Below are 15,650 nucleotides of genomic sequence, written 5' to 3'. Positions count from 1 at the left end.
TCCCCTTGATTTCTTCTTACGCACATTATACTCTTATCAGTCTGAATATATAAAAAATACTTTCTTCTCCGAAAGATATTTTTATTACCAGGTATTAATAGTAATATATAATAATAGGTTATATAACAGGAGGTATACACAATGGGCAAACCATTAACAAATCGTGTAATTGTTTTATCTTTTGACTGTTTATCAGCTTTAGATTTTCCTATATTACAAGAACTTCCTCATTTTCGGTCTTTAATCGAACAAGGTGCAATTGCAAAAAAAGTAGAAGCTATTTATCCTTCTGTAACATATCCAAGTCACGCCACTATTGTAACTGGTAACTACCCTAACAAACATGGTGTTGTAAGCAATACATTACTTCAGCCTGGCAGGGAATCACCAGATTGGCATTGGTACCGCCGTTCTATTAAAGGAACGACATTATATGACGAGGCACGAAAAGCGAATTTAACAACGGCTGCACTTCTATGGCCTGTTACAGGAAGAGCAAAAATTGACTACAACTTACCTGAAATTTTTCCAAACAGACCGTGGCAAAATCAAGTTCTTGTTTCATTATTTAGTGGAAGCCCGTTGTATCAGCTAGATTTAAATCGTCGTTTTGGCCATATTAGAAAAGGGGTGTCACAGCCCGAACTTGATGATTTTGTCCTCGCCTCAGCCGTACATACCATACAAACGAAAAAACCGAACGTCATGTTTGTTCACTTTACAGATTTAGATACACAAAGGCATTATCATGGATTTTCTTCTACAGAAACAACAGCTGCTATTCAGCGGCACGATGAGAGACTGGGGAAGATTATTAAAGCATTAAAAGAAACTGGTATATACGAATCAAGTACAATTATTGCCCTCGGTGATCATAGTGCTCTAAGTGAGAATAAGGCTATTCAATTAAATGTTCTTTTCCATCAAAAAGGACTCATTTCAGTAAATCAAGATGGAAAATTAACAAATTGGAAAGCTTATTGCCAAAGCTGTGATGGCTCTGCTTACGTACATGTAAAGGATAAAAATGATATCCAAACTATACAAGTTGTCCAACACCTTCTTGAAGAACTCCTTCAAGATAAACAAAATGGAATCGAATTTATCCTTCATGATGAAGGCGCAAAAGAGCGCGGTGCTGATGGAAACTGCCTTTTTATGCTTGAAGCAAGAGAAGGCTATTACTTCACCCAAAACTACACAGGAGAGTTTATAAAAAAAATCTCGGAAAAAGATGTAACTCCCAGTAAAAAATACACGTTCGGTACGCATGGCTATTCTCCAACAAAACCAAACTATGAGACCATCTTCATCGCCGCTGGAAAAGGCATTCGCCAAGGGGCAATTATTCCTTATATGCGTCTCATTGACGAAGGACCGACCATTGCACGTTTGCTCGGATTATACCTTGGTGAAACTGACGGAACTATAATAGAGGATTTACTTCAATTGTAAAGAAATGTGTATATATGTAAAAAATACGTAAAATTTACCTCTGTTTCTCTTTTTCCTATTTCTATTTTTGTACACTAATGTTAGAACGACTATAAGGAGGAACATTCTATGAAAAAAATGTCCAGACAAGAAAAAAGCTGGATATTGTATGACTGGGCAAACTCGGTATACTCGCTCGTCATTACAACTGCATTATTTCCTATTTATTTCAAAGCTGCTGCAAAAGAAGCAGGTCTATCTGGAGCAACTTCAACAGCTTATTGGGGATATGCAAATTCTTTCTCAACACTTTTAATTTCTATTCTCGCTCCTATTCTCGGTACAATTGCCGATTATAAAGGCTTTAAAAAACGCTTTTTCACATTCTTTTTTGGACTCGGTATTATATTTACAAGTATGCTAACTGTTGTTCCAACATCACAGTGGTATTTACTACTAGGCTGCTATATGCTCGCTTTAGTTGGATTTGCTGGAGCAAACATTTTCTATGATGCATTTTTAGTAGATATCACAACAGAAGATCGAATGACCCGAATTTCAACTCGTGGTTTTGCACTAGGCTATATCGGAAGTGCAATTCCATTTATTGGATGTCTCACTCTGATTATCCTTGCCCAAAAAGGAACAATCCCATTATCAGTTGGTATCGCCAGTCAAATTTCCTTTGCAATTACAGCTCTTTGGTGGGGATTATTTACGATTCCGATGCTCAAAAATGTGGAACAAACGCATTATATTGAACGGCACCCAAAACCGATCAAAATGAGTTTTAAGCGCTTAGCTAATACATTTAAAAATATCCGTCAATATCGCACTGTATTTTTGTTCTTGCTTGCTTATTTCTTCTACATTGATGGCGTCGATACAATTATTACAATGTCCACAGCTTATGGCACAGACCTTGGTATTAGTGCGACAAACTTACTTATTATTTTATTTGTAACACAAATTGTCGCTTGTCCATTCGCCTTGCTGTATGGGAAACTATCTGAAACGTTCAAAGACAAGAAAATGCTATATGTCGGTGTTATTATTTATATCATTATTTGTGCATACGCTTATTTCTTAAAAACAACACTCGACTTTTGGATTTTGGCAATGCTTGTTGCAACTTCTCAAGGCGGAATTCAGGCGCTCAGCCGCTCATATTTTGCAAAGTTGGTACCGAAAGAATCTGCAAATGAATTCTTCGGATTCTATAATATTTTCGGTAAGTTCGCAGCTATTATGGGACCCGTATTAGTCGGTGTAACAACTCAGCTAACAGGAAGCACAAATGCTGGTGTACTAAGCATTATCGTTTTATTTATAATCGGCGGATTCATACTAACACGAGTACCGGAAAATGCGACTTCTGTTACACCACCTGCTCCAAAATCGGAAACACTATAATAGAAAATGTCCCTTTCTGCATGCAGAAAGGGACATTTTCTATTATTCTATCGATACCTCTAACTACCATATATATCCATTTTAATTTCCCGACATCTAAGTCGTGGTTATGAAAACAAAAGAAGTTCTCCACTCGTTTTCTCCTTCTGTTTTCACATGACATGGGGTAAAAAAGACACCGACCGCTCCTACCCATGGGCGGATGCTCTCTCCCACCTAAAAGGAATGGTTTTATGTCTGTCTTTCAATCCGTATTTATATAAAAACTCTACTGCTTATACAAAAATAATTTATCAACCGTTGTCCCTAATACTTCAGCTAAACGAAATGCCAGAGCTAAACTTGGATCATATTTATTATTTTCAATTGCATTTATCGTCTGTCTCGATACTTTACATTTATCTGCTAATGCACCTTGTGAAATATTATTTTCAGTGCGCAATGTGTAAATTTGGTTTTTCACATCTTTTCTCCTAACCTGTAAAATTATTTTTACAACATCAGTATATATTTGGTACATATAGTTGTCAAAAATTCCCCATATAAAGTGAAACTTTAATCAGTGGGGGTTTTCTTCATCCCCCACTGATTATTAGTTGAACCAATCGGGCTTTTACGGGCAGTTCATCCCCCACCTAACTTCTTTGCTTTTGCCAAATTTTGAGGTGGGGGTCTTACTGCCCGTTAATGCGGGATAAAAAAGGAGCATGAATCGCTCCTGTTCTAGTAGAATTCCTACACCAAAGAATCCGTAACCCCCTTTTGATTTGCATCCTCTTTTTTATTTCTGGCTTCTTCATTTATTCTCATACGTAAAATTGGTAAAATCGCGAGTAAAATAAGTGACATCGCTATACAAAATACAATAATAAGTGAGGTTGCTTCTTTTAATCCCCCAGCTAGTGAATTTCCAATTAGCATAGTTCCCATAAAAAGCGGTAAAATTGTACCATTTACACGTCCTACCATATTCTCCGGTACAAGCTGAATCATAAGCGTTCCAACAACAATGTTCACACAAGCTAAACAAATTCCCGTTCCAAACCGCATCAAACTAGTAATCCAAAATGATGTAGACAGTCCTTCTACAAGAAAAGACATAGCCAAAACACCCATACCAAACACAAACATTTTTTTCGGATGTACTTTCGAAGCAAAAACTGCCGCAACGACACCACCAATGAGCATACCTATTCCATCAGCAGCTGCTAAATATTGAACAGCCTCCTTTTCCATTCCTAACCGTTCAATAACAAGAAATATTTCTAATGGATTTGTTAATCCTACCGCTAACCCCATAATCGCAAAAGTAATGGTAATCATACATAAATTTTTTGTTTGAAGGACATACCTCCATCCCTCTTTTATATCATTCCATAATGAGATACTCTCAGGTTTCTCTTTTTCTATCCATCTTGGTAAAAACGAAAGAGTAATAGCCGATAACACAAACAATCCAATTAAGCTATATAGTGAAATAAACAACCCAAGCTGTGTATAAACAATCGATCCTACAACTGGCCCCAAAATCATAAATAGTGACTGTAGCGTTTGGTTTACTGCAATTGCATTTGCAACATGTTTTTCTTCTACGTAGCGTTTAAATATACGTGACGATGAAGGCTGAGAAAATTGCCCAACAATTGCTGAAACAAGAGTTGCAAAAAATATAGCCTGCCAATAATCCATTTTTAACAAGAAAACAATCCCAATAATAGATAATATACTTAGCATATCTCCTACTACCATCGTTCTCTTCGGATTCCAGCGATCTGCTAGCGCACCACCAATAAATGAAAAAATAAAAATAGGTGCATATTCCATAACCGATAATAATGAAACTGAAACAGGATCATTATTTGTTCGCTCCATAACGAAATACAACAATGCCATATTTCGAATCCAAATCGCAAACTGCTGTAAAATATCAGACGCCATAACAAGCATAAATGCTCGATTTTTAAATAAAGATTTCATACTATCTCCCCCTTTACAAACCGACCGTTCAGTCTAATTTGGTATGAAAGAAAAGCTGCTGATTTAAGATTCAGCTGCCATTCCTTGTAGCAGTACATCTATTGCCTTCTTGTAAATGCGTTTCATTTCTGTAGAGTCTAGCTCATAGTAAAGTACCCCAAGCCCTGATAATAAGCCATTTACAATGTACATAAGATCCCTGGTATCTCCTTGACGGAATTCTCCAGATTTTATACCTTCTTCAATTAATTTTTCAAAAACACCATATGATGCCCTTGCTAAAACCAGCATTTCATCCAGAGTTTCTTTGCTCACAATTTGACTTGTAGAAAACTCTTCCACGGCACTAAAAATAGGCTGTTGTATATCTTCCACGTGGTACTCTGCAAGCCCATATAATTTTTCGGTACTCGTATGATAATGCTTTTCTTTTTCATTCCACTTTTCAAGCCAATCATACGTATGTTGTTTTACTACAAATAAAAATAATTCTTCCTTGCTTTTAAAATGATAATAAATGCTACCTTTACTACGTTCAGTAATTTCACAAATATCTTCCATAGATGTTGCAGCGTATCCTTTTTGTGAAAATAACTCTTCCGCTTGGTACGCTATTTCTTTTTTTATCTCTTCTGCATTCTTCCTCATGTTCACACCTCACCAAACCGACCGTTCAGTCTAATATTAACAAATATAAAACCTCTTTTACAAGAGGTCATATTCCTTATTTAGGAAAAAATATTCTCAAACCATGTTCGAAGTGTATGAATAGCTCCAACCTTCAAACCAAGTTTAAAAATAAATACTCCTCCTGCAACTAATAAAAATAAAGCTACCTTCCCTTTATTTTTAACTTTCGGCTTCTTCTCCATGTTCATTCCCCTTGTAACATCATATATTCCTTATGTATTAATACACTGCATTTAAACAAACGTTTGTTTAAAAAGAAGTACGCCCATAAAGAGCGTATTTTTTTAATCCCCACCGCCGCCACAGCTGCCGCCATCACCACCTGAAAAACCGCTATCTCCTCCAAACGAACTTCCACAATCATGTGAATTATCGCTATCAGATCCTGCAAAGAACAATGGTGTAGAAGTAGCCGTAGTGGATGTACTATCACCAGTACCTGATTTATAAAGATTTACTTTCCGTTTATTTGATCTAATTGATTTTACAATCATTCCAATTAAAACTAAAAACAATAATGCCGCTATTACAAATCCCATATGAAATCCCCCTTTATTTTCCGAACATTTTTAATGTTCGTTCTGTATTCTCTAAGGAAATAAATCGTGACTCACGAAGTATTTCTTTTCCTTGATGAAATAATAAAACTGTTGGTGCTGTAAATACTAAATACTTCGCTGAAATTTCTTTCATATCCTCCAACGAAACGACAATATTTTCCACATTTTTATATTGCTTTAACTAACGATTTACCTTCTCTAACATCACATCACACACACCACAATTTTCGGCTTTTATGAATAAAAGTAATCGTCCTTGTTCTTCAATATATGCTATTAATTCTTCTATTACATATTTTTACTATTATTTTACATGAAAAATTTAAATGATACCACGATATGGTATCTAAAAAAATTAGGTTTCAATTTTATTTATACCTATATTCCAAAAATTGAACTCCCCCCCACCTTCACTTCGTTTAGAGGAGGGGGTCTTCTCGGTTAAAATGATAAAAAAGTGCGATACCTCTTATATTAGAGCTACCGCACTTTTTCAATCTTTCTTTAATTTTCTCGCAATCCCGTTCCCTAGAGATTGTAATCCTTGAACAAGAATAATTAGGATAAAGACTGTTGCATACATCACTTCTGGCTCATAACGCAAATGACCAAATCGATATGCTAAATCTCCAAGACCACCTGCTCCTACAAGTCCAGCCATCGCAGTTGCACCGATTAATCCAATCGTTGCGATGGTCAAGCCGAGCACAAGCGATGGACGCGCTTCTCTAACCATAACGTGCCAAATAATTTTTATAGTAGAAACTCCCATCGCTTGATACGCCTCAATTACACCACGATCCACTTCTAATAAAGCTGTTTCCATTAAACGTGCAATATAAGGAGCTGTAAATACAACAAGCGGTACAATCACACCTTTCACACCAATTGAAGTTCCCATAAGCAGTTTTGTAAACGGTAGAATGAAGAATAATAGAATAATAAATGGAATAGAACGAATGACATTAATAATTGTATTAGAAATAGGGTATACGATTTTATTCTCTAGTTGACCACCAGGCCTTGTTAAAACAAGTGTTACTCCTAGTGGCAATGCAATAATAATTGATATAAGTAGTGAAATTGATGTCATTTGAAACGTTTGAATCGTTGCTTCCCATATCACTTTACTCCATTCATCCAAAAAGGACTTGTTTCCCATACTCTTCCCTACCTCCTTCTACGATGATTCCTTGTTCCTGTAAAAATGCTAAAGCTCTATGTACCTCGTTTTCTTCACCTTGCATATGAACAACGAGTTTACCGTACGCTTCATGCTTTAATTGTGCAACATTACCAGATAAAATATTGGGATACACTTGGAATCGTTTTGTAGCAACAGCCAATGCTGGTTCTCCTGAAGAGTTCCCTATAAACGAAAGCGTTACAATCTCCCCAGTGTTTTTTAGCTCTTTCTGTACTTCTTCCGGAATTTTAGCTGCAAAAGCGCTGTTTACAAATTTTTTCGTGGTTACATGTTGCGGATTTGTAAAAACATCCTTTACTGTGCCACTCTCAACCACAGCCCCATTCTCCATTACAGCAACTCGATCACATATACGCTGGATTACATTCATTTCGTGTGTAATTAGCAAAATCGTAATACCTATTTTCTCATTGATCTCTAGTAGCAAATCTAAAATAGAATCCGTTGTTTCTGGGTCTAATGCACTTGTTGCTTCATCACTTAGCAAAACTTCTGGTTCATAGGATAGTGCACGCGCAATCGCAACACGTTGTTTTTGACCACCAGAAAGCTCACTTGGATATGCATCTTTTCTATCAAAAAGGTCAACAATACGTAAATATTTTTCTACTCTTTTTTCAATTTCAGTTTTTGGAATCCCAGCTAGACGTAAAGGTAATGCAATATTTTCATAAACATTGACTGTTTTTAATAAGTTAAATCCTTGAAAAATCATCCCGATTTTTTGTCTCGCCTTAGCTAACTCTTTTGTAGATAAAGTTGTTAAATCTTTTTCATTTACAATTATATTTCCTGTTGTTGGTTTTTCTAATAAATTTACACAACGGATTAATGTACTTTTACCAGCGCCACTATATCCGATGATTCCAAATACTTCTCCTTTTTCTATTTTAAGAGAAGTTGGTTTAAGAGCTTCAACCTTACCTTTTTTTGTTGTAAATACTTTGGATATATTTTTCAGTTCAATCATTATAGTCAGCTCCTACCAAGACGGCAAAACAGAACCATCGAATTTTTTCTCGATAAACTCTTTCACTTCTTTAGATTGATAAGCTTTCTTCAATTTTCTTACAGCTGCATCATCCTTATTTCCCGTACGAACAACCACCCAGTTTACATATGGTGAATCTTTTCCTTCACGGAAAATAGAATCTTTAGCTGGATTTAGTTTTGCACCTAATGCAAAATTCGTATTAATCGCCGCTGCTTTCACTTCATCTAGCTGCGTTGGTAATTGTGACGCCTCTAATTCAACAATTTTTAAATTCTTCGGATTCTCAATCACATCTTTTGCTGTTGCTTTCTCGGTTGCTTTTGGATCAACCTTTAAAACACCTGCTTTTTCAAATAATTTTAATGCCCGAAGTTCATTCGTTGGATCATTGGGTACAGCAATTGCATCTCCATCTTTTAACTCTTTTACAGCTTTCAGTTTTTTAGAATATACTCCCATTGGGAACGTTACCGTTGAAAATACTTCTGTCAATTTCATATTGCGTTCTGCTTTAAATACATCTAAATAGGATTTCGTTTGATAGCTATTCACATCAATGTCGTTTTCGTCTAACGATACATTTGGTGCTACATAATCATTAAATACCTTTAAATCAACTTGTAGACCATCTTTTGCCGCCACTTCTTTTACTTTTTCAAAAATCTGTTCATGTGGTCCACCCGTTACACCAACTGTAATCTTTTTCTCATCTAGCGCTTTTGCTTCCTTCCCCGAATCAGCACTGCATGCGCCTAATAACAATACCGTTCCACTTACAATACTTAGCAACAACTTTTTCATATACAATTCCCCCTTATATATCTGTTCTTAAACAAAAAACACCTCTCAAATAAGAGAGGTGTCGAATAGACAAAATAGGCTCCTCTCTTATCTTCCAAAACGAAAATCGTTTTGCAGGAATTAGCACCTTAGCTTATAATTCATAAGCTCGGTTGCTGGGCATCATAGGGCCAGTCCCTCCGCCTCTCTGGATAAGAGTATTGGTATTAAATTTTTCAAAAACTATGGTACTAATAGTAAATCTTACAAAAAATTTTGTCAATAGGATTTTTCTGAATATACTTTATTTACGAATGAGGAATAGATTTCTTTCTTCTAATTATCTATTTGGTACTCTCTAGACGGAATGAGCAATAGCTATGTACAAAGTATCCCTATCGTTAATATACTAGAACAGCAAATACTTTATATAAACAAACGAAAAGAGGTTATACTGTATGCAAGATAAACATGCTATACAAACCCTACTATTATCTCAGATAGAAAAACTCTCTCAATCCTTTCATTATGATTTTTTATATGAAGAAGCACAACAAGGAACACTATGCCAAATACTTTTACGAGATGATAACGGCTCCATCGTAGCAACGCCACTTAGTTTTCATATGTTGATAAACGAAGCTGCTGGTAAAGGAGAACTTATTTTTTATAACGAACATGGTGAATTTCATCGACAAAAATTTGATATTTATATGGAAGACAGTATTGTTAAATTACTATTATTCATTCAAGAGCGACTACAAGTAAATCAATAAATAATATGAAAGCAGCTACGTAACATGTAGCTGCTTCATGATTTTCATACTAAAATATTTTATGCCTTACCCATTACACTCCTAAATAAACGGCTCTATTATTTTTTAGTAACGTTCATTTCCTCCAGATTCCAAACTCGCGTCACCCAAGATTCATAAAAAGAAGGTTCATGAGAAACAAGTAAAATTGTTCCTTGATAGTGTTCTAAAGCTTCTCTCAATGCCTCTTTCGCCTGTACATCTAAATGATTCGTCGGCTCATCTAGAATTAAAACATTACTCCGCATTAACATAAGTTCACATAAACGTACCTTCGTTTGTTCTCCACCACTTAAAATGCAAAGAGACTGCCGAATATGTTCTTCCTTTAAACCACATCTTGCTAAAGATTGACGAATTTCTTTTTGCGTCATATCCGGACGTCCTGACCATACTTGTTCAAGCGGTGTAGTTTCTGCACTAAATTCTTCTTGCGCAAAATATGCAGGTTGTACCCGCTCTCCAATATGAACTCTCCCGCTTAATGGTTCTAATTGTCCTAACAACGTTTTTAGCATTGTTGTTTTTCCAATTCCATTATGACCCACAATTGCAATCTTTTCGCGCCTTTTCACTTGTAAATTAAGGGATGGAAACAATGGCTCCACATAACCAATTTGAATTTGCTGTGCTTGTAATATGCGGCTCACAGGCTCAGTGTGAATCTGAAAATGAAAACGCGGCCGTGGTACATCGTTATGTTTTTCAATTTTTTTCATTTTCTCCAATACCTTTTCACGGCTTTTTGCCTGCTTTGCTTTTCGAATTTTATTTTTTTGAATAAAACTCTCTAAATTTGCAATTTCCTTTTGTTGTCTCGTATAAGCCACTTGTAATTGCTGTTTCTGCAAGCGATAACTTTCTAAAAACCTCTCATAATTTCCTGTATAGCGCTTAATTGTTTGCCCCTCTAAATGATAAATAACATTCGTAATATTGTTTAAAAATGATTCGTCATGTGAAACAACAATATAAGCATGCTCATACACTTGTAAATATGCTCTTAGCCAATCTATATGAACTGTGTCTAAATAGTTTGTTGGCTCATCTAATAGTAAAACATGCGGTTTCTCTAAAAGAAGCTTCCCAAGTAATAACTTTGTACGCTGGCCACCACTTAATTTTGAAACATCTTTTTTCATACCTAAGTCTAACAAACCTAAACCAGCTGCTACTTCTTCTATTTTGGTATGAATTTGATAAAAATCTGAGCCCTCTAATACATTTTGTAACTCCCCATATCGTACTAATAGCTTCTCTAAATCCGTTCCCTTTGCCATCTTTTCAGCAATAGCTATCATTTCACGTTCAATCGTATATAGATGAGAAAATGCACCTCGCAAGTATTCCTCAATTGTCATTCCTTCTTGTAAATCAATATGCTGCTCTAAAACCCCCACCTTTACATGTGGAAGCCATTCAATCATCCCCCCATCAGGCAAGACTTCTCCTATTAAAAGCCGAAGCAATGTTGACTTCCCTGCACCATTACTTCCGACAAGCCCCACATGTTCACCTTGTAATAATCGAAAACAAGCATTATATAAAATGGTTTTATCTCCATACGTATGTGTAAGATTTTCTACTGTTAATACGCTCATTTTTGTTCTCTCCTTTTCTTTATAACTAACAAGCCAAATAGAGAGAACAGCAAAATAAAGATCTTATTTAATTGTGTACAAAAAATGGGTAAGGTGAACACACCTTACCCATTACAAATTATTATTGTAAAAAAGGATCAAGGTTCTTTACCTGCTGTCTTCAATTTGGCTTAAACTTTAAAAATGGGCAGACTTCTCCCATATCAAGCTAAAACCATTTGAAGAACAGTTGATAAAGTCATCTTATCCTTTCACTCCTTTATAAATCATTATTGTCTTATAATAAGCATACACCATGCTCTTATATTTTATTCGTTATGAATCTGTTTGTTCCTCTTTTTCTTTAAAAATTTCTTTGGACATTTTCTCCATTGCATACAGACTTGTAAAATCTAAAATGAGTGAATCCACTCTTTGTTCAATCATTTAACCCACTGTTTCTCCCTCTAAAACAAAAAGCTTCTTAACAGTCACAAAAACTGTTAAGAAGCTTTCATTACTTCCGCATATAAGGAGCCAATATCCCTAAAATCTCGGCCTTATCTTCTTTTAACTCAAGAGATGTCAACATATCCATCGTACGAGGACGTGGTAAATTCACATGCACTTCACCAACAATCGTAGCTGGCCTTTGTGACATAATGAATACACGATCAGATAATAGAATTGCTTCATCCAAGTCATGCGTTACCATCACAATCGTTTGTTTCTCTTGATGCCAAGAATCCAAAAGCCAACGATGCACTTCCATTTTTGTAAATGCGTCGAGCTTCCCAAACGGTTCATCAAGCAACATAATAGATTTTTCACATAAATAAGTACGAAGGAAGCTAATACGCTGACGCATACCACCGGATAATGCATCTGGATAATGATTTGCGTATTCAGCTAGACCAAATTGTTGTAAGGCTTCCATTCCTTCTGTAAGTCGCTCTTTCTTTGGCTTCCCATCAATTTCTAATGGAAGAACAATATTTTGTAGTGCTGAACGCCACGGGAGCAACAAATCTTGTTGCGGCATATAACTTACAATATCCTGTTTTTGAACAAGGGTATCGTTATAGATTACCTCACCACTAGTTGCCTCTTCAACACTCGCAATCAGATTTAATAACGTACTTTTTCCGCAACCACTTGGGCCTACAAACGAGACAAACTCACCTTCTTGTATAGAAGCACTAATCTTTTCTAGTACATTTTTCCCATCAAATGCTTTCACAACATCTTTTATTTGTAATCCGTTCATTTTTCGCTTGGAAGGAACTCGTTTGTAAAGGCATCTTTTACATCAATTTTCTTTTTAATAACTTTGTTATCGTGTAAGAAATTCATGTAATTTGTCCAAACCTCTTCCTTCTGTACTCCCCACGCTTTCGCATCGTCTTGATACTTCGTACTTAACCATTTTTGGCTCTCTTGTACTAACTCTTTATTAATGTCCGGTACATTTTTAATTAAAATATCAGCCGCTTCTTTTGGCTCTTTAATTGCAAAGTTATATCCTTCTGCCGTTGCGTTCATGAATTTTTTCACAAAATCTTTATCTTGCTTTGTATGCTTTTCACTTGTAATAATGACAGGGCTATAGAAATCTAGTGCTGGATCTAAATCTTTTACCATGATTGTATTTAATTCTTTTCCTTGTCGTTTCGCTTCAATGCCATCCCAGCCATAATAAATCCATTCAAAATCTGCATCTTTACCAATCGATTTAAAGAAATCTGTTTGTCCAAGAACAACCTTTTCTACTTTACTAAAATCAGCTTGATGCTTATCCATAATTGTTTTTAACGTCGCTTCTTCTGCTGGCGCTCCCCAGCCTCCATAACGTTTTCCTTCAAAATCTTTCGGAGAAGTAATATTATCTTTTTTCAACGACGCAAATGCAGATGTATTATGTTGAATAATTGCTCCAATTGAAACGACTGGGATTCCTTCAACACGAGCTGATGTTACATTTTCTTGATAACTTACACCGAAATCAGCTTTTCCTGAAGCAATCATTTGCTCTGCTGACACATTATCACCTGGTTGAATAATTTCTACATCTAAGCCTTGCTTTTTATAGTAATCTTTTGTCTTCGCTACATATAAACCAGTGTGGTTTGTGTTTGGAAACCAATCTAAAACAACTTTTACTTTCTTCCCTTTCTCTGTACTCTCTTCTTTCTTCGCCGCATTACAACCGACCACGCCTACCGCTAGCAACGCTGCTAGCATAACTTTTAAGCCTTTTTTCATTTTCTGTCGTCCTTTCTGTATATCCATGGTGCTGTTAGTCTTGCCATAAATTCTACGATAAAATACAAGAGCAATGTCACCATTACGATAATTGCTGCGATACCAAATACACGCGCTGTTAAAAAGGATTTTGTTGCACGCGTAAGCATAACACCTAACCCTTCACTCGCACCAAGCCATTCCCCAATAATCGCTCCCATTACGCTATATGTAACCGCAATTTTCAGCCCAGAGAAAAAGTATGGAAGCACGGCTGGGAATTTTACCTTCTGATAGATTTGCCATTTTGTCGCGCGCATTGTTTGTAATAACTTAAGCATGTTCTTATCTACTGTTTGGAAACCTTCTAAAATACTCAAGGCAATCGGAAAGAAGCAAACAAGAATCACGACCATCACTTTCGGCAGCATCCCATACCCAAACCAAATAATGAATAAAGGTGCTAGCACAACAATCGGTATCGTTTGTGATATTACGAGTAACGGATTAATTAAAATGCGAAATAACGGAATAACGTCCATAATAATTGCAATACTCGTTCCAAGTAAAATCGCAAAGAATAATCCGATGATAACTTCTTGTAGTGTTTGCATTGTATTTGGCAACAATAAATCTTTCATTCCAATGAGTTCCTGTACAATAGTAGAAGGCTTGGGTAAAATCCACGGTTCAATTCGGAATAATGAAACAGATCCTTCCCATATAGCAATGAGAAGGATAAGCCAAATCGTTGTAATTGTTATGTTAGATCGTTTCCGGTTTTTCATATTCATCACGGTACTTCCAAACTTTCTCATCAATCGTTACACCTGTACTTGGACGATAATGAATTTTAATAGAAGTAATAACCTCTTCTGCTCCAGCATCGACACAAGCTTGTTGTGCACGCTTAATGACATCAAGAAGCACGTCTAATTCTCCTTCTAGTGTTGTTTCCATCGCACCTACTTCATAACGAACACCCGATTGTTGTACAACTTCAATTGCTTTATCAACAACGGCATACACATCTTTCGTTTTTGCTTGTGGTACGACTGAAAATGAAATTGTAACTTGTTGTGACATCCGAAAATCCCCCTTGCAAAATATGTTTTGTAAAAAGAAAAGGCTTTCCTACAAACTACGCAGGAAAGCCTTGTATGCAAGTTATTATACAATAACATCTGCTTACATCACTTTAAGTAACTCCCTACGCTGGCATTATCCAGATCAGGTTGAGGGTCGATGTTTACTTACATCCTCTCAGCCAATTGGCTCCCCGGTCTTAATTCGTTTTCATTGTAGCATGATTTATTTTTTCAAACAAACAAATCCACATTTTTTTATAATATGATACTGCTCATAATCTATTGGTCATATATTTTATTGTAGCAAACATACAAGTATATTAAGGGGGCTAAAAATGGGAATTCGTTTCATTAAAATCTCTTCTATTTATTTTGTCATCGGTGTTTGTATGGGGTTATTCATGTCAATTTCAGCTAATTACAAATTGACCGCCGTTCATGTACATGTTTTATTATTAGGTTGGACTTCTATGATGTTAGCAGGTATTTTATATTATATTTTCAAAGAAGCTGGTGCCTCGAAACTTGGTAAATGGCATTTTTGGCTCTTACATATCGGGCTACCGATTATGATGATTGCACTCGCTTTTGAGATTTATGGCTATCATGCAGTTATACCTTTTGTTGCCGGTGGAAGTATTCTTGTTGTTCTTGCCATTATCATTTTTGCTATTAATATTTTCACACAAATTAAAGAATCTCTAAAATAAGTCTCTTTCATAAGAAAAAAGCAGAAACGGATGAATTCGTTTCTGCTTTTTTCTTTGCAACACATTTACTATACGTCCATTATTTCTTATTTGTATATTAAATTAAAGTAATTGCTTTTCCGAAATAATGTCACGAAATATAGTGAATGTTACATTTTATG

General features: G+C 35.8%; 17 protein-coding genes, 1 pseudogene and 2 riboswitches. Of the genes and pseudogenes, 4 read left to right on the top strand and 14 right to left on the bottom strand.

The window, feature by feature from the left end:
- Nucleotides 1-141 precede the first annotated feature (141 nt).
- Entirely contained in the window at nucleotides 142-1,455 is a 1,314-nt protein-coding gene (locus ACM6HU_RS02360; protein WP_098116803.1) for an ectonucleotide pyrophosphatase/phosphodiesterase, read from the top strand.
- A gap of 108 nt (nucleotides 1,456-1,563) precedes the next feature.
- Nucleotides 1,564-2,847 (top strand): MFS transporter, encoded by a 1,284-nt coding sequence (locus ACM6HU_RS02355; RefSeq protein WP_098116802.1) that lies wholly within the window; start codon nucleotides 1,564-1,566, stop codon nucleotides 2,845-2,847.
- A gap of 268 nt (nucleotides 2,848-3,115) precedes the next feature.
- Here ACM6HU_RS02355 and ACM6HU_RS02350 read toward each other — a convergent pair whose 3' ends face one another.
- From ACM6HU_RS02350 to ACM6HU_RS02310, 9 genes and pseudogenes are all read right to left on the bottom strand, one after another.
- Nucleotides 3,116-3,367: a helix-turn-helix transcriptional regulator gene (locus tag ACM6HU_RS02350; protein WP_077295032.1), complete on the bottom strand. Its 252-nt coding sequence runs from the start codon at nucleotides 3,365-3,367 to the stop codon at nucleotides 3,116-3,118.
- Nucleotides 3,368-3,582: 215 nt separating this feature from the next.
- Nucleotides 3,583-4,824 carry an MFS transporter gene (locus tag ACM6HU_RS02345; protein WP_016112927.1) on the bottom strand — a complete coding sequence of 414 codons (1,242 nt, stop codon included), beginning with the start codon at nucleotides 4,822-4,824 and terminating at the stop codon, nucleotides 3,583-3,585.
- Between the two features lie 63 nt (nucleotides 4,825-4,887).
- Entirely contained in the window at nucleotides 4,888-5,472 is a 585-nt protein-coding gene (locus ACM6HU_RS02340) for a TetR/AcrR family transcriptional regulator (RefSeq protein ID WP_016112926.1), read from the bottom strand.
- 80 nt (nucleotides 5,473-5,552) lie between these two features.
- Nucleotides 5,553-5,696 (bottom strand): hypothetical protein, encoded by a 144-nt coding sequence (locus ACM6HU_RS02335; RefSeq protein ID WP_016112925.1) that lies wholly within the window; start codon nucleotides 5,694-5,696, stop codon nucleotides 5,553-5,555.
- 102 nt (nucleotides 5,697-5,798) lie between these two features.
- Nucleotides 5,799-6,053, bottom strand: coding sequence for a hypothetical protein (locus ACM6HU_RS02330; RefSeq protein ID WP_016112924.1), 255 nt, complete (start codon nucleotides 6,051-6,053; stop codon nucleotides 5,799-5,801).
- Between the two features lie 13 nt (nucleotides 6,054-6,066).
- A pseudogene (locus ACM6HU_RS02325) lies at nucleotides 6,067-6,363 on the bottom strand (thioredoxin family protein).
- 204 nt (nucleotides 6,364-6,567) lie between these two features.
- Complete coding sequence (locus ACM6HU_RS02320) at nucleotides 6,568-7,236, bottom strand: methionine ABC transporter permease (protein WP_016112923.1); 669 nt, start codon at nucleotides 7,234-7,236, stop codon at nucleotides 6,568-6,570.
- Nucleotides 7,211-8,251: a methionine ABC transporter ATP-binding protein gene (locus tag ACM6HU_RS02315; RefSeq protein WP_016112922.1), complete on the bottom strand. Its 1,041-nt coding sequence runs from the start codon at nucleotides 8,249-8,251 to the stop codon at nucleotides 7,211-7,213. Before ACM6HU_RS02315 ends, ACM6HU_RS02320 begins: the two co-directional genes overlap by 26 nt.
- 12 nt (nucleotides 8,252-8,263) lie before the next feature.
- Complete coding sequence (locus ACM6HU_RS02310; RefSeq protein WP_016112921.1) at nucleotides 8,264-9,076, bottom strand: MetQ/NlpA family ABC transporter substrate-binding protein; 813 nt, start codon at nucleotides 9,074-9,076, stop codon at nucleotides 8,264-8,266.
- A gap of 84 nt (nucleotides 9,077-9,160) precedes the next feature.
- Nucleotides 9,161-9,274: riboswitch (SAM riboswitch) on the bottom strand.
- A 239-nt stretch (nucleotides 9,275-9,513) separates the two neighbouring features.
- Between ACM6HU_RS02310 and ACM6HU_RS02305 the strand changes: the two genes are divergently transcribed.
- Complete coding sequence (locus ACM6HU_RS02305) at nucleotides 9,514-9,831, top strand: hypothetical protein (protein WP_016112920.1); 318 nt, start codon at nucleotides 9,514-9,516, stop codon at nucleotides 9,829-9,831.
- Nucleotides 9,832-9,929: 98 nt separating this feature from the next.
- On the opposite strand, the gene ACM6HU_RS02300 is transcribed toward ACM6HU_RS02305, so the two are convergent.
- The 5 genes from ACM6HU_RS02300 to ACM6HU_RS02280 all read right to left on the bottom strand — a co-directional run bounded on the left by ACM6HU_RS02300 (nucleotide 9,930) and on the right by ACM6HU_RS02280 (nucleotide 14,777).
- Nucleotides 9,930-11,471 carry an ABC-F family ATP-binding cassette domain-containing protein gene (locus ACM6HU_RS02300; RefSeq protein ID WP_414847972.1) on the bottom strand — a complete coding sequence of 514 codons (1,542 nt, stop codon included), beginning with the start codon at nucleotides 11,469-11,471 and terminating at the stop codon, nucleotides 9,930-9,932.
- Nucleotides 11,472-11,967: 496 nt separating this feature from the next.
- The gene (locus tag ACM6HU_RS02295; RefSeq protein WP_414847971.1) at nucleotides 11,968-12,717 is read right to left on the bottom strand and encodes an ABC transporter ATP-binding protein; all 750 of its coding nucleotides are present in this window, start codon (nucleotides 12,715-12,717) and stop codon (nucleotides 11,968-11,970) included.
- Nucleotides 12,714-13,712: an ABC transporter substrate-binding protein gene (locus ACM6HU_RS02290; RefSeq protein ID WP_414847970.1), complete on the bottom strand. Its 999-nt coding sequence runs from the start codon at nucleotides 13,710-13,712 to the stop codon at nucleotides 12,714-12,716. Before ACM6HU_RS02290 ends, ACM6HU_RS02295 begins: the two co-directional genes overlap by 4 nt.
- Nucleotides 13,709-14,485: an ABC transporter permease gene (locus ACM6HU_RS02285; RefSeq protein WP_016112916.1), complete on the bottom strand. Its 777-nt coding sequence runs from the start codon at nucleotides 14,483-14,485 to the stop codon at nucleotides 13,709-13,711. The genes ACM6HU_RS02290 and ACM6HU_RS02285 overlap by 4 nt, the downstream gene beginning before the upstream one ends.
- Complete coding sequence (locus ACM6HU_RS02280; RefSeq protein ID WP_006093425.1) at nucleotides 14,457-14,777, bottom strand: MTH1187 family thiamine-binding protein; 321 nt, start codon at nucleotides 14,775-14,777, stop codon at nucleotides 14,457-14,459. Before ACM6HU_RS02280 ends, ACM6HU_RS02285 begins: the two co-directional genes overlap by 29 nt.
- Before the next feature lie 104 nt (nucleotides 14,778-14,881).
- A riboswitch (TPP riboswitch) is annotated at nucleotides 14,882-14,983 on the bottom strand.
- Between the two features lie 131 nt (nucleotides 14,984-15,114).
- Here ACM6HU_RS02280 and ACM6HU_RS02275 point away from each other — a divergent pair.
- Entirely contained in the window at nucleotides 15,115-15,489 is a 375-nt protein-coding gene (locus ACM6HU_RS02275) for a hypothetical protein (protein WP_016132342.1), read from the top strand.
- Nucleotides 15,490-15,650 lie beyond the last annotated feature (161 nt).

It is taken from the genome of Bacillus sp. IT-79MI2, assembly GCF_949768135.1.
Classification (GTDB): Bacteria; Bacillota; Bacilli; order Bacillales; family Bacillaceae_G; genus Bacillus_A; species Bacillus_A pseudomycoides.
Note: the sequence above shows the minus strand (reverse complement) of the source record. Positions and strands in the feature narration are given on the sequence as shown.

Coding starts and splice junctions, on each gene's coding strand:
- ACM6HU_RS02360 (WP_098116803.1), top strand. CDS start 142: ATGGGCAAACCATTAACAAATCGTGTAATTGTTTTATCTTTTGACTGT.
- ACM6HU_RS02355 (WP_098116802.1), top strand. CDS start 1,564: ATGAAAAAAATGTCCAGACAAGAAAAAAGCTGGATATTGTATGACTGG.
- ACM6HU_RS02350 (WP_077295032.1), bottom strand. CDS start 3,367: ATGTACCAAATATATACTGATGTTGTAAAAATAATTTTACAGGTTAGG.
- ACM6HU_RS02345 (WP_016112927.1), bottom strand. CDS start 4,824: ATGAAATCTTTATTTAAAAATCGAGCATTTATGCTTGTTATGGCGTCT.
- ACM6HU_RS02340 (WP_016112926.1), bottom strand. CDS start 5,472: ATGAGGAAGAATGCAGAAGAGATAAAAAAAGAAATAGCGTACCAAGCG.
- ACM6HU_RS02335 (WP_016112925.1), bottom strand. CDS start 5,696: ATGGAGAAGAAGCCGAAAGTTAAAAATAAAGGGAAGGTAGCTTTATTT.
- ACM6HU_RS02330 (WP_016112924.1), bottom strand. CDS start 6,053: ATGGGATTTGTAATAGCGGCATTATTGTTTTTAGTTTTAATTGGAATG.
- ACM6HU_RS02320 (WP_016112923.1), bottom strand. CDS start 7,236: ATGGGAAACAAGTCCTTTTTGGATGAATGGAGTAAAGTGATATGGGAA.
- ACM6HU_RS02315 (WP_016112922.1), bottom strand. CDS start 8,251: ATGATTGAACTGAAAAATATATCCAAAGTATTTACAACAAAAAAAGGT.
- ACM6HU_RS02310 (WP_016112921.1), bottom strand. CDS start 9,076: ATGAAAAAGTTGTTGCTAAGTATTGTAAGTGGAACGGTATTGTTATTA.
- ACM6HU_RS02305 (WP_016112920.1), top strand. CDS start 9,514: ATGCAAGATAAACATGCTATACAAACCCTACTATTATCTCAGATAGAA.
- ACM6HU_RS02300 (WP_414847972.1), bottom strand. CDS start 11,471: ATGAGCGTATTAACAGTAGAAAATCTTACACATACGTATGGAGATAAA.
- ACM6HU_RS02295 (WP_414847971.1), bottom strand. CDS start 12,717: ATGAACGGATTACAAATAAAAGATGTTGTGAAAGCATTTGATGGGAAA.
- ACM6HU_RS02290 (WP_414847970.1), bottom strand. CDS start 13,712: ATGAAAAAAGGCTTAAAAGTTATGCTAGCAGCGTTGCTAGCGGTAGGC.
- ACM6HU_RS02285 (WP_016112916.1), bottom strand. CDS start 14,485: ATGAATATGAAAAACCGGAAACGATCTAACATAACAATTACAACGATT.
- ACM6HU_RS02280 (WP_006093425.1), bottom strand. CDS start 14,777: ATGTCACAACAAGTTACAATTTCATTTTCAGTCGTACCACAAGCAAAA.
- ACM6HU_RS02275 (WP_016132342.1), top strand. CDS start 15,115: ATGGGAATTCGTTTCATTAAAATCTCTTCTATTTATTTTGTCATCGGT.